Origin of the sequence: Kitasatospora sp. NPDC028055 (genome assembly GCF_040637885.1) — a bacterium.
Taxonomy (GTDB): Bacteria; Actinomycetota; Actinomycetes; order Streptomycetales; family Streptomycetaceae; genus Kitasatospora.
In genome coordinates, this window is the sequence record NZ_JBEZXE010000001.1 from 642,856 (window position 1) to 665,761 (window position 22,906).

At 74.6% G+C, this 22,906-nt stretch carries 15 protein-coding genes, 3 tRNA genes and 1 pseudogene; 10 read left to right on the forward strand and 9 right to left on the reverse strand.

The window, feature by feature from the left end:
* Positions 1 to 27 precede the first annotated feature (27 nt).
* The 7 genes and pseudogenes from pelF to AB0F71_RS03210 all read left to right on the forward strand — a co-directional run bounded on the left by pelF (position 28) and on the right by AB0F71_RS03210 (position 7,687).
* A complete protein-coding gene (gene pelF / locus AB0F71_RS03180; protein ID WP_360227235.1) occupies positions 28 to 1,542 on the forward strand; it encodes a GT4 family glycosyltransferase PelF in 1,515 nt (504 codons plus the stop codon).
* Positions 1,539 to 3,092, forward strand: coding sequence for a hypothetical protein (locus AB0F71_RS03185; RefSeq protein ID WP_360227238.1), 1,554 nt, complete (start codon positions 1,539 to 1,541; stop codon positions 3,090 to 3,092). Before pelF ends, AB0F71_RS03185 begins: the two co-directional genes overlap by 4 nt.
* A gap of 80 nt (positions 3,093 to 3,172) precedes the next feature.
* On the forward strand, positions 3,173 to 4,165 hold the full coding sequence (locus AB0F71_RS03190) for an SDR family NAD(P)-dependent oxidoreductase (protein WP_360227241.1): 993 nt from the start codon (positions 3,173 to 3,175) through the stop codon (positions 4,163 to 4,165).
* 73 nt (positions 4,166 to 4,238) lie between these two features.
* A pseudogene (locus AB0F71_RS03195) lies at positions 4,239 to 4,940 on the forward strand (sugar phosphate nucleotidyltransferase); the annotation flags it as partial.
* A gap of 125 nt (positions 4,941 to 5,065) precedes the next feature.
* Positions 5,066 to 5,983 (forward strand): NAD(P)-dependent oxidoreductase, encoded by a 918-nt coding sequence (locus AB0F71_RS03200; RefSeq protein ID WP_360227244.1) that lies wholly within the window; start codon positions 5,066 to 5,068, stop codon positions 5,981 to 5,983.
* On the forward strand, positions 5,980 to 6,675 hold the full coding sequence (locus AB0F71_RS03205) for a spherulation-specific family 4 protein (protein ID WP_360227247.1): 696 nt from the start codon (positions 5,980 to 5,982) through the stop codon (positions 6,673 to 6,675). The genes AB0F71_RS03200 and AB0F71_RS03205 overlap by 4 nt, the downstream gene beginning before the upstream one ends.
* A gap of 22 nt (positions 6,676 to 6,697) precedes the next feature.
* Positions 6,698 to 7,687, forward strand: a complete 990-nt coding sequence (locus AB0F71_RS03210) for an endo alpha-1,4 polygalactosaminidase (protein WP_360227250.1) — start codon at positions 6,698 to 6,700, stop codon at positions 7,685 to 7,687.
* A gap of 54 nt (positions 7,688 to 7,741) precedes the next feature.
* Here AB0F71_RS03210 and AB0F71_RS03215 read toward each other — a convergent pair whose 3' ends face one another.
* Positions 7,742 to 7,945, reverse strand: coding sequence for a hypothetical protein (locus AB0F71_RS03215; protein ID WP_360227253.1), 204 nt, complete (start codon positions 7,943 to 7,945; stop codon positions 7,742 to 7,744).
* A gap of 155 nt (positions 7,946 to 8,100) precedes the next feature.
* Between AB0F71_RS03215 and AB0F71_RS03220 the strand changes: the two genes are divergently transcribed.
* Positions 8,101 to 9,054 (forward strand): aldo/keto reductase, encoded by a 954-nt coding sequence (locus tag AB0F71_RS03220; protein ID WP_360227256.1) that lies wholly within the window; start codon positions 8,101 to 8,103, stop codon positions 9,052 to 9,054.
* 54 nt (positions 9,055 to 9,108) lie between these two features.
* Here AB0F71_RS03220 and AB0F71_RS03225 read toward each other — a convergent pair whose 3' ends face one another.
* The 6 genes from AB0F71_RS03225 to AB0F71_RS03250 all read right to left on the reverse strand — a co-directional run bounded on the left by AB0F71_RS03225 (position 9,109) and on the right by AB0F71_RS03250 (position 15,226).
* Complete coding sequence (locus AB0F71_RS03225) at positions 9,109 to 10,119, reverse strand: C40 family peptidase (RefSeq protein ID WP_360227259.1); 1,011 nt, start codon at positions 10,117 to 10,119, stop codon at positions 9,109 to 9,111.
* Positions 10,116 to 11,405, reverse strand: coding sequence for an SPFH domain-containing protein (locus AB0F71_RS03230; protein ID WP_360227262.1), 1,290 nt, complete (start codon positions 11,403 to 11,405; stop codon positions 10,116 to 10,118). Before AB0F71_RS03230 ends, AB0F71_RS03225 begins: the two co-directional genes overlap by 4 nt.
* A gap of 195 nt (positions 11,406 to 11,600) precedes the next feature.
* Positions 11,601 to 14,192, reverse strand: coding sequence for an Ig-like domain-containing protein (locus tag AB0F71_RS03235; protein WP_360227265.1), 2,592 nt, complete (start codon positions 14,190 to 14,192; stop codon positions 11,601 to 11,603).
* 551 nt (positions 14,193 to 14,743) lie between these two features.
* Positions 14,744 to 14,819 (reverse strand) — tRNA-Arg (locus tag AB0F71_RS03240).
* A gap of 31 nt (positions 14,820 to 14,850) precedes the next feature.
* Positions 14,851 to 14,926 (reverse strand) — tRNA-Arg (locus AB0F71_RS03245).
* A 206-nt stretch (positions 14,927 to 15,132) separates the two neighbouring features.
* Positions 15,133 to 15,226: transfer RNA gene (locus tag AB0F71_RS03250), tRNA-Ser, on the reverse strand.
* 177 nt (positions 15,227 to 15,403) lie between these two features.
* Between AB0F71_RS03250 and AB0F71_RS03255 the strand changes: the two genes are divergently transcribed.
* Positions 15,404 to 18,838, forward strand: coding sequence for a PAS domain-containing protein (locus AB0F71_RS03255; protein ID WP_360227268.1), 3,435 nt, complete (start codon positions 15,404 to 15,406; stop codon positions 18,836 to 18,838).
* A 57-nt stretch (positions 18,839 to 18,895) separates the two neighbouring features.
* On the opposite strand, the gene AB0F71_RS03260 is transcribed toward AB0F71_RS03255, so the two are convergent.
* Together AB0F71_RS03260 and AB0F71_RS03265 are read right to left on the reverse strand one after the other, a co-directional pair.
* Complete coding sequence (locus tag AB0F71_RS03260) at positions 18,896 to 20,557, reverse strand: long-chain fatty acid--CoA ligase (protein ID WP_360227271.1); 1,662 nt, start codon at positions 20,555 to 20,557, stop codon at positions 18,896 to 18,898.
* Positions 20,558 to 20,745: 188 nt separating this feature from the next.
* Positions 20,746 to 21,612 carry a glycoside hydrolase domain-containing protein gene (locus AB0F71_RS03265; RefSeq protein ID WP_360227274.1) on the reverse strand — a complete coding sequence of 289 codons (867 nt, stop codon included), beginning with the start codon at positions 21,610 to 21,612 and terminating at the stop codon, positions 20,746 to 20,748.
* A gap of 163 nt (positions 21,613 to 21,775) precedes the next feature.
* Between AB0F71_RS03265 and AB0F71_RS03270 the strand changes: the two genes are divergently transcribed.
* Positions 21,776 to 22,840 carry an EamA family transporter gene (locus tag AB0F71_RS03270; RefSeq protein ID WP_360227277.1) on the forward strand — a complete coding sequence of 355 codons (1,065 nt, stop codon included), beginning with the start codon at positions 21,776 to 21,778 and terminating at the stop codon, positions 22,838 to 22,840.
* Positions 22,841 to 22,906: the final 66 nt, after the last annotated feature.

Here is a 22,906-nt window from a genome sequence, read left to right on the forward strand (position 1 = left end):
ACGCAAGAACAGGAGGGGGGACAGGAGATGCGCGTCACCCTGCTCACCGAGGGGACGTACCCGCACCAGCACGGCGGCGTGAGCGTCTGGTGCGACCAGCTCGTCCAGGGCATGCCGGACGTCGACTTCGACGTCATCGCCGTCACCGGAACCGGCCAGGAACCGCTGGCCTGGGAGCTGCCCGCCAACGTACGGTCGGTCACCACCGCACCCCTGTGGGGTCCGGCCTCCGAGGCCCGGGCGCCGCGCGGCAAGGAGATGCGCCGCTTCCTCAACGCGTACGAGCGCTTCCTGCACTCCATCCTCGACCCGGTCTACACCACCCACTTCGGCACCGAGCTGTACGGCTTCGCCGACCTCGCCCGGCGCGGGCTGCTCAGCCCGGCGCTGCGCAGCGAGCGCGCCCTGCGCACCCTCCAGCACGTGTGGACCCGCGACTACCTGCCCACCGCGGTCTCCCGGCCCACCCTGCACGACGCGCTGAACGCCACCGACCTCCTGGAGCACGCGCTCCGGCCGCTCTCGGTCGACCCGCCCACCGACGGCGTCGCCCACGCGGCCAGCGGCGGACTCGCCACCCTGCCCGGGCTGATCGCCGCCCAGCAGTACGGCGTACCGTTCCTGCTCACCGAGCACGGCATCTACCTGCGCGAGCGCTACCTCGGCTACCGCACCGGCCCGTACCGCTGGCCGGTCAAGGCCCTGTTGCTCGGCTTCTACCGGATGCTCGCCGAGGAGAGCTACCGGCAGGCCGCGCTGGTCACCCCCGGCAACCGGTACAACCGGCGCTGGGAGGAGCGCGGCGGCACCCCGTCCCACCACATCCGCACCGTCTACAACGGCGTGGACCCGGCCGCCTTCCCGCCCGCCGGGCCGGAACCCGAGACGCCGACCCTCAGCTGGGCCGGCCGGGTCGACCCGATCAAGGACCTGGAGACGCTGATCCGGGCCTTCGCCATCGTCCACCAGGAGATCCCCGAGGCGCGGCTGCGGCTCTTCGGAGGCACCCCCAAGGGCGGCGAGGCGTACCGGGACGGCTGCATAGCCCTGGCCGCCGAGCTCGGCATCGCCGACTCGGTGGCCTTCGAGGGCCGCGTCGCCGACATCACCGACGCGTACGCGGCGGGCAACGTGGTGATGCTCTCCAGCATCAGCGAGGGCTTCCCGTTCACCCTGATCGAGGCCATGTCCTGCGGCCGCGCGACCGTCTCCACCGACGTCGGCGGCGTGCGCGAGGCGGTGGGCGACACCGGACTGGTCGTCCCGCCGCGCGAGCCCGAGCCGATGGCGGCCGCCGCGATCGAGCTGCTGCGCGACCCTGCGCGGCGCGCCCGGCTCGGCGAGGGCGCCCGGCTGCGGGTCATCGAGCAGTTCACGCTCCGCCAGAACATCGACGGGTTCCGGGGCATCTACACCGAACTCCTGGGCACCTCCCGCTGGATGCCCGGCGGCATGGTCGCCGTCACCGACGCCGCCCCCAGCCCAGACTGGGACCAGCAGCTGGCCGCCGCCCGTCCCGAGCCCAGCGAGGTGGGGGCGTGAGTGGTCCGATTCGTCTGGTCCCCGACGAGGGCGGCGCCGAGCGGACGATGCAGCTGCGCACCCTGCCGTTGAAGCGCCGCCGCCCCGCCCCGTCGGCCGAGCCCGACCCCGCCGAGCAGCTCGACCTCTCCGAGGACCCGCTGGACGAACTGGCCGAGCGCCTGCGCGACGTCTGCGCCGACGCCGTCCACCCGTACGAGATCGCGGCCTTCCTGGAGTCCGACGGCCTCTCCGACGAGCAGGCCGCGCTGCTGTACGGCCGCCCCGACGCGTTCACCGTCGCCGAGGAGCTGTTCGAGAAGGTCGAGCGCCGCTACCCCGGCCCGAGCTCCGAGTTCGCCAACCCCTGGCGGGCCGATCCCTGGCGCTGCGTGGTGCGCGGCCTGGTGTTCGCCCTGCCCGGGCTCGGCTACCTGCTCGGCGCCAACCTGTTCGCGACCACCCGGATGCGCTTCGGCCTGCCCTCGGGCATGCTCGCGCTGTCCATCGCCACGCTGGTCAGCTGGGGCTTCAACCAGGCCCTGGCGCACCGCGCGTACCGCTGGCTGAGCCGGCTGCGCCGCCGGGACGCCGCGGTCTGCCTGGCCGTCGGCGCACCGGTCGGCGCGCTGCTGGCCGCCGCCTCCGCGTACGTGGTCGGCGGTCCGCTGGGCGCCCTGTGGTTCGCCGCAGGCCAGTCCTGCTACCTGGCGGCCGCCACCGCGCTGTTGGTGCTCGGGCGGGAGAAGTTCCTGCTGCTGGCGCTCGCCCCGGCCTCGGTCGGCGCGGGCGTGGTGCTGGCCGTCGACGTGCCGGAGCTGGTCCGGACGGTGGTGCTGCTCGCCTCGGTGGTGCTCGCGGTCGGCCTGGCCGTCCGGGAGCTGCTGGTCGCGGCCCGCGGCGGCGAACGGGACGGCGTGGAGCTGAGGCTGCCGATCCGCCAGGAGGTCCCGCACCTGCTGTTCGGCCTGGCCTGCGGCGCGCTGACGCTGATCGCCGGGCTGGGCGGGACCATCCACCAGGCCGTACGGGCCGCCGGCCCCGCGGTGCACGCCGCGGCCCAGGGCGCGCACGCCGTGCACGAGGTGCGGACCACCCCGACCGGCCCGGCCATGATCGCCCTGACGCTCAGCCTGGGCCTCGCCGAGTGGCTGCTGTTCCGCTACCGGGCGATGGCCGTGGCCGCGCTGCGCACCAGCCACACCACCGGGCAGTTCACCCGCCGCACCGGCGGGATCCTGCTCGGCTGCCTGTTCATCTACCTCACCACCGTGGCCGCGCTGGACGCCGCCGCGACCGTGCTGTGGCCGGGCGCCCCGTCGCTCGGCGTGCCGCAGCTCGGCGCGATGCTGCTCCTGGGCGGCTCGCTCTGGCTGGCGCTGCTGCTGAACGCCTTCGGGTTCAGCTGGAGCACCGCCCTCATCTGTCTGGCCGCCGCGACCGCCGAGAGCGTCGGGCTGCTGACCGGTGCGGACCCGATCGTCCTGCAGCTGATCGGCTGCGGGGCGGCCGCCCTCGTCCTCACCGCCACCGCCGGGCCCGCGCTCGGCCGCACCACCCAACACCGCTGATAGTCCGCCTCCTCCGAGGCACCACCGGCCGGCCGTGCTCAGACGTCCGGCAGCCACCGAAAACGAGAAAGCGAAAACGCATGAGCAGCGTCGCGGTTACCGGAGCCGAAGGCTTCATCGGCTCCCACCTCGTCGAGACCCTGGTCGCCGACGGGCACCACGTCCGCGCGATGGTCCAGTACAACTCCTTCTCCTCCTTCGGCTGGCTGGAGACCCTGACGCCGGAGGTGCTGGACTCGGTCGAGATCGTCCTCGGCGACGTCCGGGACCCGGGCTCGGTCAACGGCCTGGTCAAGGGCACCGAGGCGGTCTACCACCTGGCCGCCCTGATCGCGATCCCGTACTCCTACCGCGCCCCCCACTCGTACGTGGACACCAACGTCACCGGCACCCTGAACGTCCTGGAGGCCGTGCGCCACCAGGAGATCCCGCGCCTGGTGCACACCTCCACCAGCGAGACCTACGGCACCGCGCAGACCGTGCCGATCACCGAGGACCACCCGATCAACACCCAGTCCCCGTACGCCGCCTCCAAGGCCGGCGGGGACCGGCTGGCGGACAGCTACCACGCCAGCTTCGAGACCCCGGTCGTCACCCTGCGCCCGTTCAACACCTTCGGCCCGCGCCAGTCGATGCGCGCCGTCATCCCGACCGTGATCGCCCAGGTCGCGGCCGGCCAGACCGAGATCACCCTGGGCGACCTGCGCCCGACCCGCGACTTCACGTTCGTCAAGGACACCGCCAACGCCTTCCGCACGGTGGGCACCGCGGCCGCCGAGACCGTGGTCGGCCGGACCTTCAACGCCGGCACCGGCGGCGAGATCTCGGTCGGCGACCTGGTCACCCTGGTCGGCAAGCTGATGGGCGTGGACCTGGTGGTGAAGGAGGACGAGCAGCGCATCCGTCCGACCAACTCCGAGGTCATGCGCCTGGTCGCGGACGCCACCCGGCTGCGCACGGCCACCGGCTGGGCGCCGCGGTTCACGCTGGAGCAGGGCCTGGAGCAGACCATCGAGTTCTTCCGCGACCCGGCCAACCTGGCCCGCTACAAGACCGACATCTACAACGTCTGACCGCCGAAACGATCTTGCTCGTCCTGGTAACCGAGGTTCGTGTCCTACACACCTTTTCCGTGGGGGAAACACCATGCACGCAGTGATCCTGGCCGGCGGTAAGGGCGTTCGCCTCCGCCCGTACACCACCGCGCTTCCCAAGCCGCTCGTCCCGATCGGCGACCAGCACGCGATCCTGGAGATCGTGATGCGCCAGCTCGCCGCCGCGGGCTTCAAGACCGTCACCCTGGCCATCGGCCACCTCGGCCACATCATCCGCGCCTACGTCGGCAACGGCGCCCAGTGGGGCCTGCGGGTCGGCTACGCCGTCGAGGACAGCCCGCTCGGCACCATGGGCCCGCTGCTCACCATGCAGGACCGCCTGCCCGAGCACTTCCTGGTGATGAACGGCGACATCCTCACCGACCTGGACTTCGCCGGGGTGCTCAAGCACCACGAGACGTCCGGCGCCCCGCTGACCATCGCCACCTACGCCCGCCAGGTGAAGATCGACTTCGGTGTGCTGACCACCGACTCCGGCACCATCACCGGCTTCCAGGAGAAGCCCAGCATCGACTACCGGGTCTCGATGGGCGTGTACGGCGTCTCCCGCTCGGCGCTCGCCAAGTACACCCCAGGCCTGCCGCTGGGCTTCGACGAGCTGGTGCTCGACCTGCTGGCCGCCGACACCCCGCCGGCCGCGTACGACTTCGGCGGCTACTGGCTGGACATCGGCCGCCCGGACGACTACGACCGGGCGAACGCCGAGTTCTCCACGATCCGCCCGGTCCTGATGCCCTTCGAGTCGGACGGCACCGTGCCGGGCGTCGCGGAACTGCCGCTCCCGGCCGCCCGCACCGCCCCGGACGACACGGCCGAGCAGCCCGCCGCCGCGGGCGCCGAGAGCGACGGACGGGCCGCGTGAGAATCCTGCTGCTCGGCGGCGACGGCTTCCTGGGCCGTCACGCCACCGCCGTCCTGCGGTCACTGCCCGGGGCCACCGTGCTGACCGCGGGCCGGCGGCCCACCCACGACCTCCGGCTGGACCTCGGCACCGCCCAGGCCGGCCCGCTCGGCGAGGAACTGGCCGCGCTGGCCCCCGACGTGGTGGTCAACTTCGCCGGCGCGGTGGCCGGCAGCGCGGTCAAGCTCGCCGAGGTGAACGCCCGCGGACCGGCGGTGCTCTGCGAGGCGCTCGCCCTGGGCGCCCCGAAGGCCCGTCTGGTGCACGTCGGTTCGGCCGGCGAGTACGGCGTCTGCGCGGAGGGCGAGTCGCTCTCCGAGCAGGCCGACGCCCGTCCGGTCGGCGTGTACGGCGCGACCAAGCTGGCCGGCTCCCTCGCGGTGGCCGGCTCACCGCTGGACGCGGTGGTGCTGCGGGTGTTCAACCCGGTCGGCCCGGGCGCCCCGGCGGGCTCGCTGCCCGGCCGGCTGGCGGCCGAACTGCGCCGGGCGGCGCCCGAGGGCGCCGACGCCGTGGTCACGGTCGGGGACCTCTCCGCCTACCGGGACTTCGTGGACGCCCGGGACATCGCCCGGGCGGTCGGCCTGGCCGTCACCGCCGAGGGCCCGCTCCCCCGGGTGCTCAACCTCGCCTCCGGCCGGGCCCAGCGGGTCCGGGCGATCGCCGAGGGCCTGGTCGCGGCGTCCGGCTTCACCGGCCGGATCGACGAGAGCGGGGCGGGCTCCGAGCGCTCGGCCGCGGTCTCCTGGCAGCAGGCCGACGTCTCGGCCGCCGCCCGGGAGCTCGGCTGGCACCCGGAGACCGGGCTCGCCGACACCCTGCGCGACCTCTGGCTCAGCACCGCCGAGCCGACGCCGACCCCGGTGGTCGCATGACCGCCGGGACCACCCCCGACGGCCGCCTGCTGGTGCCGCTGTACGTCCACCCCGCGGTGGACCCGGCGGCCTGGCAGGCGGTCGCCGCCGCCGACCCCGCCCGGATCGCCGCCGTGGTGCTCAACCTCGCGGACGGTCCCGGCGAGGTTCCGGACCACGTCTTCGCCGATGCCGCCGAGGAACTCCGCGCCGCCGGACTGCCGTTGGTCGGCTACGCCGACACCGACTACGGCCGCCGGCCCCACGCCGCCGTGGTCGCCGACATCCTGACGTACCGTCAGCGCCACGGCATCACCGGCGTGTACCTCGACCAGGTCGCCACCCACCCGGGCGCGCTGGCGCACTACCGCCGCCTGGCCACGGCGGCCCGGGCGGCCGGCTGCGGCACCGTGGTGTTCGGCCACGGCGAGCACCCGGACCCGGCGTACGCCGAGGTCGGCCTGGCCGACCTGCTGGTCACCTTCGAGGGCAACTGGGACGCGTACCGCGCCATGACCCTGCCGCTGTGGACCGGCCGCCACGCGGCCTCCCGCTTCTGCCACCTGGTCTACGACGTCCCCGCCGAGTCCGCCCGCGACGCCTCCGCACTGATCGCCGCCCAGCGAGCCGGCGTCGGCTGCGCCGTACCGGGCGCCGGGGAGAACCCCTGGCGCACCCTGCCGCACGGCCTGACCGCCGCTGAACTGACCTGACCCGATCCGGAGTTCGACTACCGTGAACCGCCGTAACCGGCTGCTGCCCGCCGCCATAGCCTTCGCCACCGTCACCGCCCTGCTGGTCAGTTCGTGCAGCAGCTCGGGCTCGGAGGACGACAACGACTCGGCCGACGGCACCCAGAGCGCCTCGCCCACGGCCACCGCACCGAGCACCCCCGGCACCGCAGCGCCCAGCACCGCCGGCACGCCCAGCGCCCCCGGCACCACCTCGGCCCCGGGCACCCCCGGCGGCACCACCGCCCCGGGCACCACCCCGCCCGGCACCACCACCCCGCCGCCGGCCGGCGCCCGCTGGCAGCCCACCCCGGGCCTGACCTGGCAGTGGCAGCTCGGCGGCGGCCCCGTGGACCAGTCGGTGGACGTGCCGGTCTACGACATCGACGGCTTCGAGAACGACGCCTCGGTGGTCGCCGCGCTGCACGCCAAGGGCCGCAAGGTGATCTGCTACATCAACGCCGGCTCCTGGGAGGACTTCCGCCCCGACTCCGCCGCCTTCGCCAAGGCCCTGCAGGGCTCGGACACCGGCTGGAAGGGCGAGAAGTGGTTCGACATCCGCAAGCTCGACCAGCTGCGGCCGCTGATGGCGGCCCGCTTCGACATGTGCAGGAGCAAGGGCTTCGACGCCGTCGAGCCGGACACCATCGAGGCCTACAACCAGAACAGCGGCTTCCCGCTGACCCCGGACGACCAGATCAAGTACAACCGGATGCTGGCCCAGCTCGCCCACGAACGCGGTCTCGCCATCGGCCTCAAGAACGACCTGGACCAGATCCCCGCCCTGCTGCCGGACTTCGACTTCGCGGTCAACGAGGAGTGCTCGCAGTTCGACGAGTGCGACCGGGTCGCGCCCTTCGTGAAAGCGGGCAAGGCGGTCTTCCACGTCGAGTACAAGCTCGACACGGACCAGTTCTGCGCCAGGACCAAGGCCCTGGGATTCAGTTCGATGCAGAAGAAGCTCGACCTCAACGCCTGGCGCAAGCCCTGCTGAGGCCGGTGCTCCCCGCCGCGCGGGTGACCCTCACCGGGGTCACCCGCGCGAGGGTCACTTGACCGCCAGCCAGACGACGGCGCCCAGGACGACCAGGGCGACGACGGCGATCAGCGCGATCACGCCGGTGCGACTGCCGCCGGTCTTGCTGCTGCCGTAGGTGGAGACGGAGCCCGGTGCCTGACGCGCCGGGCTCTCGTCGACGAACGCCCGGAACATCTGGGTGCTACCGGCGGGGTCGTAGTCGTTGTCAGCCATGGCACGGACTCTAACGAATCCGCCCACCTCAGGCACACCCCGGACCCCTCCCCGGGCGGACCCGCCACCCGCGCGTGCGACGACGGTCCGACCGGATCGTGAAATCCGTGTGACGGACGGAACAACCCACCGCACGGGCCTGGTTGACTGCGGACATGACCGGAAACCAGAGCCGGGTCCGCCTCGGCACCTCCGACCTGTCCGTCCACCCGCTCTGCCTCGGCGGCAACGTCTTCGGCTGGACGGCCGACGAGCGGCAGTCCTTCGCCGTACTGGACGCCTACGCGGCCGCCGGTGGCAACTTCGTCGACACCGCCGACGTCTACTCCGCCTGGGCCCCCGGCAACGCCGGCGGCGAGTCCGAGACGGTGATCGGCGACTGGCTCCGCAGCCGGGGCAACCGCGACGACATCGTGATCGCCACCAAGGTCGGCAGCCACCCCAAGGCGACCGGCCTGGCCGCGGCCACCATCAAGTCCTCCGTCGAGGGCTCGCTGCGCCGCCTGGGCGTCGACCACATCGACCTCTACTACACCCACCGGGACGACGACACCCCGGTCGAGGAGTTCGTGACGGCACTGGACGAGCTGGTCCGCGCGGGCAAGGTCCGGGCGGTCGCCGCCTCCAACATCTCCGCCGAGCGGCTCGCCGAGGCGCTGTCCTTCGCCGAGCGCGAGGGCCTGGCCAAGTACGTCGCGGTCCAGCCCCAGTACAACCTGGTGTCCCGGGGCACCTTCGAGGGCCCGCTGGCCGAGGTGGTCGCCGAGCACGGCCTCGCCACCGTGCCCTACTACGCGCTCGCCTCCGGCTTCCTCACCGGCAAGTACCGCCCGGGCGGCCCGGGCGTCGACAGCGCCCGCGCCGAGGGCGCCGCCCGCTACCTCGCCGAGCCGCGCGGCCCCAAGGTCCTGGCGGCCCTCGACGCGGTCGCCGCCGAGCACGGCGTCGAGCCCGCCACCGTCGCCCTCGCCTGGCTCGCCGCCCGCCCCACCGTCGCCGCCCCCATCGCCAGCGCCCGCACCGTCGACCAGCTCCCCCCGCTCCTCGCCGCCGGCGCCCTCACCCTCACCCCCGCCCAGACCGCCCTCCTCACCACCGCCTCGGCCTGAGCACGCACCGGCCCCCGACAGCGGCGTGCTGTCGGGGGCCGGTGGGTTCCCTGGCTACGGCCGCCCGAAGTGGGTCGGGTAGTAGCCCGAGTCGAGCGTGGATATCCGGACGGTCCTGCCGGGCCGGGGGGCCTCGACGAACTTGCCGCCGCCCAGGTAGATCCCCACGTGGTGGATCCCCGAGGCCCGCCCACTGTCCGACCAGAACACCAGGTCACCGCGGCGCAGTTGGCCCGCGCTGATCGGCGTGGTCGCCGCGTACTGGTCGTCGGCCACCCGGGGAAGGCCTATCCCGCTGCGCCGGTAGGCCTGCTGGACCAGCCCGGAGCAGTCGTAGCCGGACGGGCCGTTGCCGCCCCAGACGTACGGCTTGCCCAGCTGGGCGAGCGCGTAGTCGACGGCCGCCTCGGTGTTCCCGGAGGTCGGGGTGGTGTCCGGGGACGGGAGGCTGCCCGACCCGCCGGAGCCCTGCTCCGAGCCGCCGCCGGACTGACCGGTGCGACTGACGTAGACGTCGTAGTGGCTGGTCCAACGCCACTCACCGCTGCCGTTCTTGAACCAGTACCTCGACCCGTCCCAGCCCTGACGCAGGCCCCAGGAGGAGGCCGAGCCGTTCGAGCCGGCCTTCGCACCGGAGGAACCGGAGGAGGCGGAGGAACCGGACGAGCCGGACTTGCCGGTGCGACTGGCGTAGACGTCGTAGTGGCTGGTCCAACGCCACTCACCGCTGCCGTTCTTGAACCAGTACTTCGACCCGTCCCAGCCCTGCTTGCCGGCCGCCGCGTGCGCGGAGCCCGCACCGGCGGTCAGGCCGACCACGCCGGCACCCGCCAGCACGGTGGTGGCCAGGCAGGTGCCTCGCACGGCCCGGTTTATTCGGCTGCCACCGCCGACCGCGGCGGCCCGGGCGGTGCGCGGCCGGGCGGCGCAGTTCGGGCAGCCGCAGCCCGTGATCGCGGGGATGCTGCCCAGGCGCTCCTCGAAGCCGATCAAACCGGTATCGGCGTCGGGGCCGATGCCGGTATCGGTGCCGGGGTCGGCGTACGCGCCGGTGGCTATCCTCATGCGGGTCGTCCTTCCTTCCGCCCGGCCCGGGCGGCCGGGGGCGGTACCGAGGCGGCCACTCCGGCCGGGGCGACGAAGGCGACCAGCAGCTGTTCCATCAGCGCGCTGCGGGCGGCCTCGTCCAGTTCGTGCGCGGTCGCGCGCTCCAGGCGCCGGACGGCCAGCGCCGCCGCCTCCACCGCGTCGTCGACCAGGACGGTCCGCAGGCCCGCGTCCAGGTCGGCCAGCCGCCGGCGGCGCATCGACTCGGCCACCTCGGGCGCGTAGTCCAGCGCCAGCGGCTGCACCGAGTAGACCTCCAGGCCCGCCGGAGCGGCCTCGGCGGCCAGCGCCCGGGTCATCTCGTCGGCGAACCACTGCCCGTCGCGCAGCGCCGGGCCGGGCGCCGCGTTGCTGTCGCACGGCAGGGTGGAGGCGGTGCGGGTGAGCACCGCCTGGACCTGCTCGCGCAGGTAGCTCTCGTGGTCCTCGATCGCCAGCAGCGCCCGCGCGGTGTCCTTGACCCGCCAGACGATCAGCAGCCGGACCACGATCGGGGTGCCGGTGCGGTCGACGGCCTTGACCGGCTCGCTGCGCCAGTGCCGCAGCCGCACGTCGACCCGGCGGCGGCGCAGCAGCGGGTTGACCCAGACCAGCCCGGTCCTGCGCACCGTGCCCCGGTAGCGGCCCCAGCGGCTCAGCACCCGGGTCTCGCCGCCCGCGTTGGCCAGCAGGCCGGCCAGCGCGAACACCACCAGCAGCCCGGCCGCGCTGACCGCGGCGATGGCCTGGGCGTCGATCTCGGCCCGGCCGCTCGCCCGCACGGCGGGGCTGCGCAGTTCGGGCAGCACGTCCCAGTGCGGGACGACGCCGGTGCGCAGCAGCGCGTAGCCCACCGCGGCCAGGCCGAGCAGCACCACCAGCAGGGCGACCCAGCCGGGCAGGACGGCGGCGGTGTACTCGCGCAGCGCCTGGTCCGCCCGTGGGGGGCGGCGCGAGGTGGCGGCGGGCGCACCGGCCGGCCCGGGCTCGGGGAGTTCGACGGTCTCCGGGGCGGCGGTCTCCAGCGGGTCCCGCTGGTCGGCGGGACCGGCCGGCGACGGGGCGGGGACGACGGCCATCGGGGCCGTGGCCGGACCGCCGTCGCCCGGGCCCACCGGGCCGATCGGGCCGACCGGCTTGGCGGCCTTGACGGTCGAAACCCTGGGCAGCGGGCTGGCGCCGGAGGCGGAACGTTCCGGCAGGGCCGGGGGGAACGACTTGGACAGGTGGTCGGGTCGCTGCGAAGAATCGCGGGTGACGTCCATGCACGGATCCTCTGGGTCTGGTGTGTCGCGCAACGGGCGGCCCGGATCTGACGGGCAGTGCCAGAGTCAGGCTAAGTTCATACGTCATCAAATGCGACATTTGAGCCGAGGTGTGTCGACATTTACTGACTAATCGTCCAAAGCTGACCTGACGCGCAGGCACATGGTCGGTTGATCGGGACGGTTCGGCGCAGGTCAGCGCCGTCGGGCACCGGATCCACGGGCGAACACCCGACGGGTGATCAGCCCGATTCCGGCGAGCACCAGCAGCACCCCGGCGAGCAGACCGTGCCAGCGGGCCCCCCGTGGCTGGGCAGCCGCCGCCTGGGCCGGGGGCGCCGGCAACGGCCGGGCAGCGGCCCCGCTCGCCCTGCTTCCTCCCTGGTCAGCGGTCGACAGCGGCTCGGCGGCGACCGGCTCGCCGCCGGGCGACGCGGCCGCCACCGCTCTCGTCGAGCCGACGCCCGGGGCCGGCGGAGCACTCCCGGTCGGCGGGGCGGGGACGGCGGAGACAGCGGAGGCGGCGGGAACGAACGGAACCGACGGACGGGCCGAGGCGCTGGAGCCGGCCGAGGCCGCCGCAGGAACCGCGGGAACGGACGTCGCCGACGGCACCACCGGTGGCACGACGATCGGCAGCAGCCCCACCGGAATCGGCCGGAGCGCCGGCACCCCGGTCGGACTCGGCGACCCGACGGCCGACGGCACCACCGCCGACGGCGACGGCGAAGCCGAAGCCGACGGGCTCGCACTCACGCTCGCACTGGCACTCGCACTCGCCCCCGACGGAGCCGCCACTGACGGACTGGCCGCCGAAGGACTCACCACCGTGGGACTGACCGCCGGAGAGCTGGCCGCCGAAGGACTCACCACCCCCGCAGCCGCCACCCGTACCCGCACCGGATCCGCCGAAGTCCCGTTCCCCGCCCGGTCGGTGACCGTGACGGTCAGCCACTGCTCCCCGTCCGCCAGGTCCCGGTTGGCGGTGCAGCTCCAGCTCCCGTCCAGCGCCGCCGTGGCCCCGCAGAGCACCGTACGGTCGCCGCCCGCCGTCGGGGCCGCCGCGACCTGCACGTTCGCCCCCGCCTCGGCCCGTCCGGCGAGCTTGGGCCGGCCGACCCGCAGGACCTCCCCGGGAGCGGGCGCGGTGAGCACCGGCTTGTCCGGCGGCACGGTGTCCACGACCAGCGCGACCGACTGTCCGGCCGTCCGGTTCCCGGCCGCGTCGACGGCGACGGGGGCGAGCTGGTGGCCGCCGTCGGCCAGGTTCTCGACCGGCAGGCAGGACCACCCGCCGTCCGCGCGGACCGCGCTGCTGCACAGTTCGGCGGAGGCTGAGGCGGAGGAGGGTGCGGAGGCGGCCCGGTCGGTGACCGAGACGGTGCTGCCGGCCTCGCCGGTGCCGGTGAGCTGCAGCCCCGGGTCGTTGGTGTAGGCGGGAAGGGTGAGCACCGGCGCGGTCGGCGGGGTGGTCTTCACGGTGACCTTGGCGGGCTCGCCGCGCAGCACCACGCCGCCGCTGGTGGTCTCCACCGGGGTCAGGGAGTGCGGCCCGGCCGCGAGCGCCTTGCCGGGGCGGCAGGACCAGTCGCCGTTGCGTTCGACCTTGGCCCGGCAGAGCACGGTGTCGCCGTCCCGGATCTCCATCGAGGCGCCGGCGACGGCGCCCTCCCCGCTGATCCTGGGGCGGGCGTCGGCCAGCACGGTGCCGTCGACCGGCTCGGCGACCTCGGGCCGGGCGGCGCCGACGGTCAGCTTGATCCGCTGGTCGGTGACCTGTCCGGAGTCGGCGAAGCCGCCGGAGGGCACGAGTTGGCTGGTGTCCCGGCCAATCCGCAGCCGGGCCCAGGTGTCGCCGGAGGCTGCGCCAGCCGGCACGGTCCACTCCAGCGTGGCGGTGTCGGCACCGGCCGGGATCTCGGTCTGCACCCGGTCGGCGGGGTCGAACCGGCCACTGTGGTCGAAGTCGATCCAGCCGGCCAGGGTGGCAGGCTGGTCGCCCACCGCGACCGGGACGGTGACCCGGTAGTACCGGCCGATGGCGGCCTGGTCGGGGAAGCCGAGCGAGGGGTCGGCGCCCTGGTACTCGCCGCGGCCGGGCTGGAGCTTGGGGGGCGGCGGGCTGCCGGAAGGGCCGGTGGGCAGGCTCGCGAAGGGGTTGCCGCGCCGGACCGCGTCGTGGTCGAGCTCGACCAGCGGCCGGTCGGCCGGGGCGATGGCGGGGCGGCTGCGGTCGCGGTGGCCGGGGGTGGTGGCGTCGGCGCCCAGGAAGAGGTCGGAGACCACGTGCGAGGCGTTGCCGTAGGCCTGCGGCGCGGTGCCGAACTCCTCGTCCACGGTGACGGTGTAGGCCTGCCGCAGGACGGGCGGCGCGGTGGTGCTGCCGGCCCGGGGGGTGGAGCGCTGCTCGATCCGGAAGACCGCGGTGCGGACCGTCCCGGTGAGTTCCAGGGTGCCCTCGGCGGCGGAGCCCGCGGCGGCGTCGGTGGAGCCGTCGGTGCCCGCGGGCGCCAGGGAGTTGCCGCCGACCGTCCAGCCGGGCCAGTCGGTGCGCCCGACCAGGCCGGGGGCGGCGGGGGATCCGCCGGTGAGGGTCAGCCGGGCCGCGGTGCTGGTGGTGCCGGAACTCCCGGTGGCGACGGCGGCGAGTCCGCTGAGGTGCAGCCTGGGATTGCGGACCGGCCGGGAGAAACCCAGCCGGAGGGTTCCGACGGTGCGCCAGGAACCGTCCGGCTGCGGACGGTCGGGGGTGAGGAGGAAGGTCTGGGCGGGGTCTCCGGCGTGCATTCCGTCCGCGTACCGGACGGGACTCCCCCCTCCGGGACGATCGGCCAATCGGCCCGCTTCGGCGGTGACCGCCGTTCCGGTCTCGGCCGTGAGGTCGAACTGAACGGAGAGCCCGGAGGGCAGCACCGCCCGGTGTTCGGCCGACCAGGAATCCGGGGTCTGTCGGGCCACCGAGAGCGGGGCGTTCCAACCGGTCAGCGCCCCGACCGTGAGAACGGCCAGGGCGGCAGCTGTGCGGGGAAACCGTCGGCTCATCCGGCTCTCCTTCACGGTCGGCTGCCGGGGCGGCGGGCAGTCTGGGCACAAGATCTGACAAACGGAACCACGATCCTGGGCCGGCCATACTCCGACACATGTGCTTCTGGCCGCATCCCACCCGATTGGCGGCCATTCGGGCGGCAGGACGGGATGTACCCGAAACGACCGCATGTGATCCATTAGGTGGGGCCAGGTGCCACCCGGACCGCCCTGGGGTGACCGGCGTCACGCACCGCCGGGAGCGGTGCCCGGAAAACGGAGAAGCCCCCGGCCGGTGGCCGGGGGCTTCTCGCTGGTGCGCTCAGCAGGATTCGAACCTGCAACCTCTTGATCCGTAGTCAAGTGCTCTATCCGTTGAGCTATGAGCGCAAGGAACGGGCGAACCCGATCTTGCGGAGTGTGGTGCGCTCAGCAGGATTCGAACCTGCAACCTCTTGATCCGTAGTCAAGTGCTCTATCCGTTGAGCTATGAGCGCCCGCCCTGGTGAACCATGCCCCCGGGGCGTTGCGTGGACAACATTACATGACCTGCGACGCAGGACGAAATCGATTGATCCGACCCGGGCCGGCCGCCCGCGGACCCCGTCCCAGCCGCCCGCGGACCCCGTCCCGGCCGGGCGGCCGACGGGCCCCGGACATGCGAAGAGCCCCGCCGACATGATCGTCGACGGGGCTCCCCGGCTGGCGGAGGCTGAGGGATTTGAACCCTCGATCAGGAATAACCCCGAAACCGCATTAGCAGTGCGGCGCCATAGACCGGACTAGGCGAAGCCTCCCCACATGGATCACACCCGCGCGAGCGGGCCCGTTCCGTGTGTCAGTGATGATGCCACAACCGTGGGGCTCGGCACCAACCACCGCCCACGTTACTAGGCGGGTCGCTCCCGCCGCAAAGAAGAATGAGATACTGCCGACTCCGGAGGAGCTGCCCTGAGCCGAGGAGACCTGTCGACGTGAGCAGCAGGCCGATCCGAGGCGCTGCTCGCCTCGACGCCATACTCGACGCCCTGCCCGAAGCGCTGTTGCTGGTGAACAGCAACGGCACCGTGGTGGACGCCAACAGCGCGGCGGTCCAGGCGCTACAGGCGCCCGGCACCTCGCTGGTCGGCATGGGCGTGCTCGGCCTGCTACCCGAGTTCGACCCCAGCCGGATCCCGGGCTCGATGCGCCCGGCCACCCGCGAGGCCGACGCCCTGGACCGTCCGGTCCGGATGACCGCCCACCGCACCGACGGGACGACCTTCCCGGTCGAGGTCTCCGGCAACGACTTCGCCGCCGACGGCGGCGACGGCTACGGGCGCTCCCCCTACGAGCCCTACCGCGAGGGCTCCCGCGCCTCCTCGTCCTCCGACCTGCTCCTGCTGCTGGTCCGGGACCTCTCCGGGCGGCTCGGCGTCGAGACCGAGCTGCGCCGCCAGCACAAGCAGACCGAGATGATCCTGCGGGCCGCCGCCGAGGGCGTGCTCGGCGTGGACCTCGAAGGCCGCTGCGTCCTGGTCAACCCGGCCGCCGCGCACATCCTGGAGTACCGGGCGAGCGAGCTGGGCGGGCGCGAGCTGCACCCGCTGATCCAGCACTCCCGGGCCGACGGCACCCCGCTGGCGCTGGAGGAGTCCGCGCTGCTGGACACCCTGACCTCCGGGCGCAAGCACCGGGTGCGCGGCACCGTGCTGTGGCGCAAGGACGGCCGCCCCGTCACCGTCGACCTCACCACCGCCCCGGTCCGGGACGGCGACGAGCTGGTCGGCGCGGTGATGACCTTCACCGACCGCAGCCGCGAACTCGCCCTGGTCGCCCGCAACGAGCACCTCACCGCCGTCCTGGAGAGCGAGCTCGGCGGCGCGCTGAGCGCGCTGAACCAGCGACTGGACCGCCTCGCCGCCGACCCGGCCGGGCAGCTCTGGCCCGAGGCCAACTGGACCCTGCGACGGCTCGCCGACGAGTGCCGCCGGTTCGGCAGGCTGATCGACGGCGTGCTGGAGCACCAGCGCTCCGAGGCCGGCGAGGGCGCACCGCCCGAGGGCCGGGACGGCAAGGGCGGGCGCGGGGCCGCGAAGCGGGTCCCGGTCGGCCTGGACCAGGTGGTCCGCCGGGCCGTCGAGGAGGCCGGCGAGCTGGTCGGCCCCGGCCGGGTGCGCTTCTCGGTGCACGCCGCCGCGGTCGAGGTGATCGCCGACGAGCGGCGACTCGCCCAGGCGCTGGCCCACCTGGTCGCCGACGTCAGCGGCACCGGCCTCTCGCTGGACCCGCCCACCGCCCCCTCCCCCGGTCTGGCCGTCCCCGGACTGACCGCGCCCGGGCTGGGCGGCCCGCCCACCCCGCCGGCGCCCGCCGAACCGCCGACCGTCGTCCTCGCCGCCGCCCAGCGCGGCGAGGTCGCCCGGGTCGAGATCCGCGGCCCCGGTGTCGGCGGCAGCCCCGTCCACCTGCCGATAGCCCGCGCGGTGGTCGAGCGCCACGGTGGCGTGCTCCAGCCGCACGAGCTGCCCGGCAAGGCCGGGACCACCTACGTGGTCGAGCTGCCGCTGGACCCGGCCGCCGCGAAGGCCGCCGCCGAACGCGCCTCCGCCGAGGGCCGCTCGGACCGGCCCAAGGAGGGCGACAGCGCCGTCCTGCCCGAGCTGCCGGGCATTCCGCAACTGCCCACCAGCGGCGTCGACGCCGCCGAGTCCACCGGGCCCACCCCGGCCGCCGGCACCCCGACCGGCTCCGGCCGCCCCGGCGACGCGCCGGGCACCCACGAGGCCGCCGAACCGGAGCAGGCACCCGCCGAGGAGGCCCCGGCCGAGCGCCGCGGCCGCCGCGGCCGGCCCGCCGCCGAAGCCGGGGCCCCCGAGGGCTCCGCCCCGGCCGCTCCCGCCGACCAGTGGCCGAACGCCCCCGCCCGGGTCGAGCGGGCCGTCCCCGAGCAGTGGAACGGCACCGGCAACGACCCCGCCTACGGCCGCCCCGGCCCGGCCGCCCCGGAGGCGGCGCAGAGCGACCCCTGGGGCAAGGACGACGGCCGCTCCGGCCCCGCCTACGCCGTACCCGTGGAGGGCGCGCGCCCCGCCCAGGGCCGGCCCGCCGGCCGTGGGCCGCTGGCGCTCGGCCCGGCGCCCGCCGACGCCGCCGCCGCTCCCACCTCCGCCGCCGCCTCCGTCGAACCGCAGCCGAACGGCGCCACAGCCGAGGACGGCGGCGAGGCCAAGCCGCGCAGACGCCGCGCCCTGCCCTCCCCGGAGGACTCCTCGGGCGGCTTCGCGCTCCCCGGCGTGGGCGACACCCCGGTCTACCCCGGCCTGGAACACGCCCTGCCCACCGGCCCGGCACCCGCCCCGGCCGAGCCCGCCGTCGCACCGACCGGCCGCCGCCGCCGGCTCTCCGTACCGCCCGGGCCCGGAGCGGACGCCCCGGCCGGAGCACCCGCCCCGCAGACCGGCGGCGCACTGGAGCCGGCCCGGCCCGCGCTGTCCGCCGCCGAGGAGCCGGACGGGCCGCGCCCGGTCGGCAGCGGACTGGCCGAACTGGCGCCGCCGCGACCGGCCGCCGCCCCGGTGCCCGCCGCCCCGCAACCGCCCGGGCCGGCCGCGCCGCGCGCGCTGGCCGAACTGCCCGCCGCCCGGAGCGACCGCCCGGACGCCGAGCAGCCGCAGGCCGCCTCCGGTGAACTGGCCAACACCCGTCGGCTGCTGGTCTGGCCCGAGCCCGACCCGGCCACCGGCCAGGCGCTCCAGGCCCGCGGCTACCTGCCGGTGATCGTCCGCTCCCGCGAGGAGGTGGACGCCCAGGCGAACGCCTTCCCGGCGGCGCTCTTCGTCGACCCGCTGACCGGCCCGATCACCCGCACCGCGCTGCAGTCGCTGCGCACCGCGGCGCTCAACAGCCGGGTCCCGGTGCTGGTGACCGCTGGCCTCGGCCAGGCCACCCGGGACGCCGCCTACGGCGCCGACCCGGCCGTGCTGCTGCGCGCCCTGGCCCCGCGCGACGGCGAGCACCACGCCCCGCGGGTGCTGCTGGTCGAGGGCGATCCGGACATCGCCGCCGCCATGATCAGCAGCCTGGAGCGGCGCGGCATGCACGTCGAGCACGCGGTGGACGAGAACGACGCCGTCGCCCGGGCCAGCAGCGTGCAGCCCAACCTGGTGGTGATGGACCTGTTCCAGATCCGCCGCCGCCGGATCGGACTGCTGGACTGGCTGCGCGCCAACGACCGGCTGCACCGCACCCCGCTCGTGGTCTACACCTCGGTGGACCTCGACCCACGCGAGCTGCCCCGGCTGCGCACCGGCGAGACGGTGCTCTTCCTCGCCGAGCGCTCCACCAGCGAGGACGTCCAGTCCCGGATCGTCGACCTGCTCGGGCGGATCGGCGCGATGGGCGAGGCGGGCGTCGCCGCCGCGGGCTGAGCCCGGACGCGCCGGAGGGCCGACCCCGTGCGGGGCCGGCCCTCCGGTGTACGTCCGCTACTCCTTGCCGAGCGTGGTGACGTCCAGTTCGTCGGCCGCGTAGCTGGCCCGGATCACCTTCTTGTCGAACTTGCCGACCGAGGTCTTCGGGACGGACTCGACGATCGCCCAGCGCTCCGGCAGCTGCCAGGAGGCGATCCGCTCGGCCAGGAAGGCCCGCAGCTCCTTGAGCCCGACGGCTGCGCCCGGGCGCAGCACCACGGTGGCCAGCGGGCGCTCGCCCCACTTCTCGTCCGGCACCGCGACCACGGCGGCCTCGGCCACCTCGGGGTGACCCATCAGGGCGTTCTCCAGCTCGACGGAGGAGATCCACTCGCCGCCCGACTTGATGACGTCCTTGGCCCGGTCGGTAAGGGTCAGGTAGCCGTCGGCGGTGATGGTGCCCACGTCGCCGGTGCGCAGCCAGCCGTCCTCGGAGAACTTGTCCTCCGGGCGGACCGGGTCCTGCCCGGCGCCGCCGTAGTACGCGCCGGCGATCCACGGGCCGCGGACCTCCAGCTCGCCGGCCGAGACGCCGTCGTGCGGCATCCGCTCGCCGCCCGGGCCGATCAGCCGGGCCTCGACCGAGGCCGGGAAGAGGCCCTGGGTGATCCGGTACGGCCACTCCTCCTCGGGGGTGAGGCCGCCCGGCGGCTGGGCGAAGCAGCCGAGCGGGGAGGTCTCGGTCATGCCCCAGGCGTGCAGCACCCGGATGCCGTGGCGCTCGTCGTAGGCCTTCATCAGCGAGGGCGGGCAGGCGCTGCCGCCGATGACGACCATGCGCAGGCTGGAGGTGTCGTAGTCGCCCGCGTCCAGCTCGTCCAGCAGGCCGCTCCAGATGGTCGGGACGGCGGCGCTGACGGTGGGGCGGACGGCGGCGATCATCTCGGCCATCGGCTTGGGCTGGAGGAAGCGGTCCGGCATCAGCAGGTTGGCGCCGGACATGAAGGCGGCGTGCGGGATGCCCCAGGCGTTCACGTGGAACATCGGGACCACCGGCAGGGCGGTGTCGCGCGGGGTGAAGGCGAAGTTGTCGCCGGTGTTGACCTGCATGCAGTGCAGGTAGATCGACCGGTGGCTGTAGAGCACGCCCTTCGGGTCCCCGGTGGTGCCGGAGGTGTAGCAGAGCACGGCGGCCTGGCGCTCGTCGATGTCCCGCTGCCACGGGTAGTCGGTGGGCCGGTCGGCGATCAGCTCCTCGTAGTCGTGCACGCCGCCGGCGAAGCCGGCCAGCACCGAGCGGTCGCCGGGGCCGGCCACCACGATGTGCTTGAGCGTGGGCGCGAGCTGCGGCAGCACGGCGGCGAGCAGCGGCAGGACGCTGCCGTTGACGATGATCACGCGGTCGGCGGCGTGGTCGACGATGAAGGACAGCTGCTGGGCGGGCAGCCGCAGGTTCAGGGTGTGCAGCACGGCGCCCATCGACGGGACGGCGAGGTACGCCTCCAGGTGGACGTCGTTGTTCCACATCAGCGTCGCGACCCGGTCGTCGCCCGTCACCCCGAGCTCGTCGCGCAGCGCGTGTGCCAGCTGCGCGGCGCGCGCGCCCACCTCGGCGTAGGTCCGGACGACCGGACCGGTCGCGTCCCAGGTGGTGACGGTGGAACGGGCGTGGACCGTGGACCCGTGCTCCAGGATCCTGGCGACGGTGAGCGGTACGTCCTGCATCGTGCTGAACACGGGTCCTCCTCGACCTGGCGGCACTGGCGGTTCCACGGCACTTCCTACCGGGTGGTAATGCGCGTGGACGTGCCCGATTGTGCCGTTCCGTCCGGCCGCTGTCAGCATCCTGAACCCGTTGCACGGATCACTGAGGCGCCGCCTCGCCTCGCCGCCTCGCCGCCGTTGACCGCGGTGGGGTGGCGCGGTCAGCCGGCGGTCGGGCCGTCGACCTGGTCGCGGTCGACGGTGAGGGTCTCGCCGGCGTAGGTCTCCTGGACGTTGCCGTGGTACTGGTGGACGCGCTGGTGGAAGGCCCAGAGCTGCGGGTCGAGCGGGCCGGAGCCGGCGGTGTCGGCGTGGTCGTCCCAGCGGGCGTACCAGACGGCGTCGGGGAGCGGGGCGCTGCCGGCCCGGGCGGCGGCGGCCAGGTCGGCGACGCCGGAGTCGAGGCTGGAGTAGAAGCCGGAGCGGTAGCCCGCCGCGTGCAGGGCCCTGGTCCAGCCGAGGGCGAAGTCGACCACGGCCTGGCCGCAGCCGGCGTCGTGCATCGGGTAGGCCTCGATGTCCAGGTAGACCGGGGCGCCCTTGCCGAAGCCGAGCGAGCGCATCGCGCGCACGGCCTCGCCGGCCTCGTCCCCGCCCTGCTCGGCGGCCTTGGCCGGGTCGATCCGCCTGGGCTTGCGGCTGGGGTCGGCGCACGGCGCCTGGAGGCCGACGTGCACCGGCAGGAACCGCCAGCCGATCGCCCGCGCCTGGTGGATCCAGTCCGCGGTGAGCCGGGGCTGGGTGCAGCCGCGCTGGGAGCCGCTGACGTAGATGCCGACCGCCCCGTACGGGGAGGCGGCGCGCCAGGCCCGCAGTGCGTCGGTCGAGGGGGCGGTGCAGGCGTCGAAGGCGGTGCCGCTCCAGTGGTCGCGGAACCGGGGCGGCCCGATCCGGTCGGGGAGCCGGACGGCCCGGATGCGCGGGGCGGCGGCCGGGACGGAGGCCTCGGCGCTCACACCCGTCCCGTCGGTGGCCAGCAGGAGCACGAGGGAGGCGGCGAGGAGGGCCGCTGGACGGAGATAGCGCACCCGGCCTTGATACTGACGGACCATCGGATGAACGCGCCAACCACGCCGCATGGCCCGTTCGAGCCCACCCTTTCGGGCGCACCCGTCCGCATCCGTCCCGGTTTCCGTGAACGGGTTGTAACGAGCTTGCTGGTTGGTCACTCCTTACGGCAAACTCGTCAGCATGCCCACCTCCCACACCGGCGAAACCGTCGCCCCCGCCTCGGCCGCTGCCGTCGCCGAGGCCCTTGCCATGCCGCCCGCCCCCAAGGGCGAGCCCGCCGGCGAGCGGGGCAGCTGGCGACGAGGTGGGGAGCCCGGCTCCACGGCGCCCCCGGGGCTCCGACCCGGCCGGTCCACCGGCCGGATCGGCAAGGCCCTGCGGCGCCCGGACAGGATCCCGGCGCCGCTTCTGTGTCTGGTCGCGATGTTCCTGGTGCAGACCGGCATCGCCCTGTCCAAGCCGCTGTTCGGCCCGCTCGGGGTCAGCGGCACCACCTTCCTGCGGCTGGGCTTCGCCGCGGTGATCCTGCTCGCCGTCACCCGGCCCCGGCTGCGCGACAAGCGCCCGCGCGACCTCGCCGCGGCCGCGCTGCTCGGCATGGCCTCCGCCGGGATGACCCTCCTGTTCGCCGGGGCGATCGACCGGCTGCCGATGGGCACCGCCGCGACCATCGAGTTCCTCGGCCCGCTCGCGGTCGCCCTGGTCTTCGCCCGGCGGGCCAGCCACCTGCTCTGGGCGCTGCTCGCGGCCGCCGGGGTCGTCCTGCTGACCCTGCTCGGAGAGGGGGACGGCGGCGGCTCGCTCGACCCGGTCGGCCTGCTCTACGCCTTCGGCGCGGCCGGCTGCTACGCGCTGTACATCCTGTTCACCGACAAGGTCGGCGCCACCTTCAAGGGCTTCCAGGGGCTGGCGGTGTCGATGACGGTCGGCGCGCTGTTCCTCGCGCCGTTCGGACTCGGCGAGGCCTGGGACGGGCTGACCGCCCCCGGCGCCTCGCCGCTGGTGCTGCTCGCCTCGGCGGCCGGGGTGGCGCTGCTGCTGCCGGTGCTCCCGTACGCGCTGGAGATGACGGCGCTGCGGCGGATGCCGCAGCGGGTGTTCAGCGTGCTGGTCAGCCTGGAGCCGGCGGTCAGCGCGCTGGTCGGGCTGGTGGTGCTCGGCCAGCTGCTGGGCGCGGCACAGCTGGCCGGGATCGGCTGCGTGGTCGCGGCCAGCGTGGGGGCCACGCTGACCGGACGGCGCTGACCGGGCGGGGCCGGCCGGACCGGCCGGACGGGGCCGACCCTTGCGGCGCCGGCCCCGTGACACCGG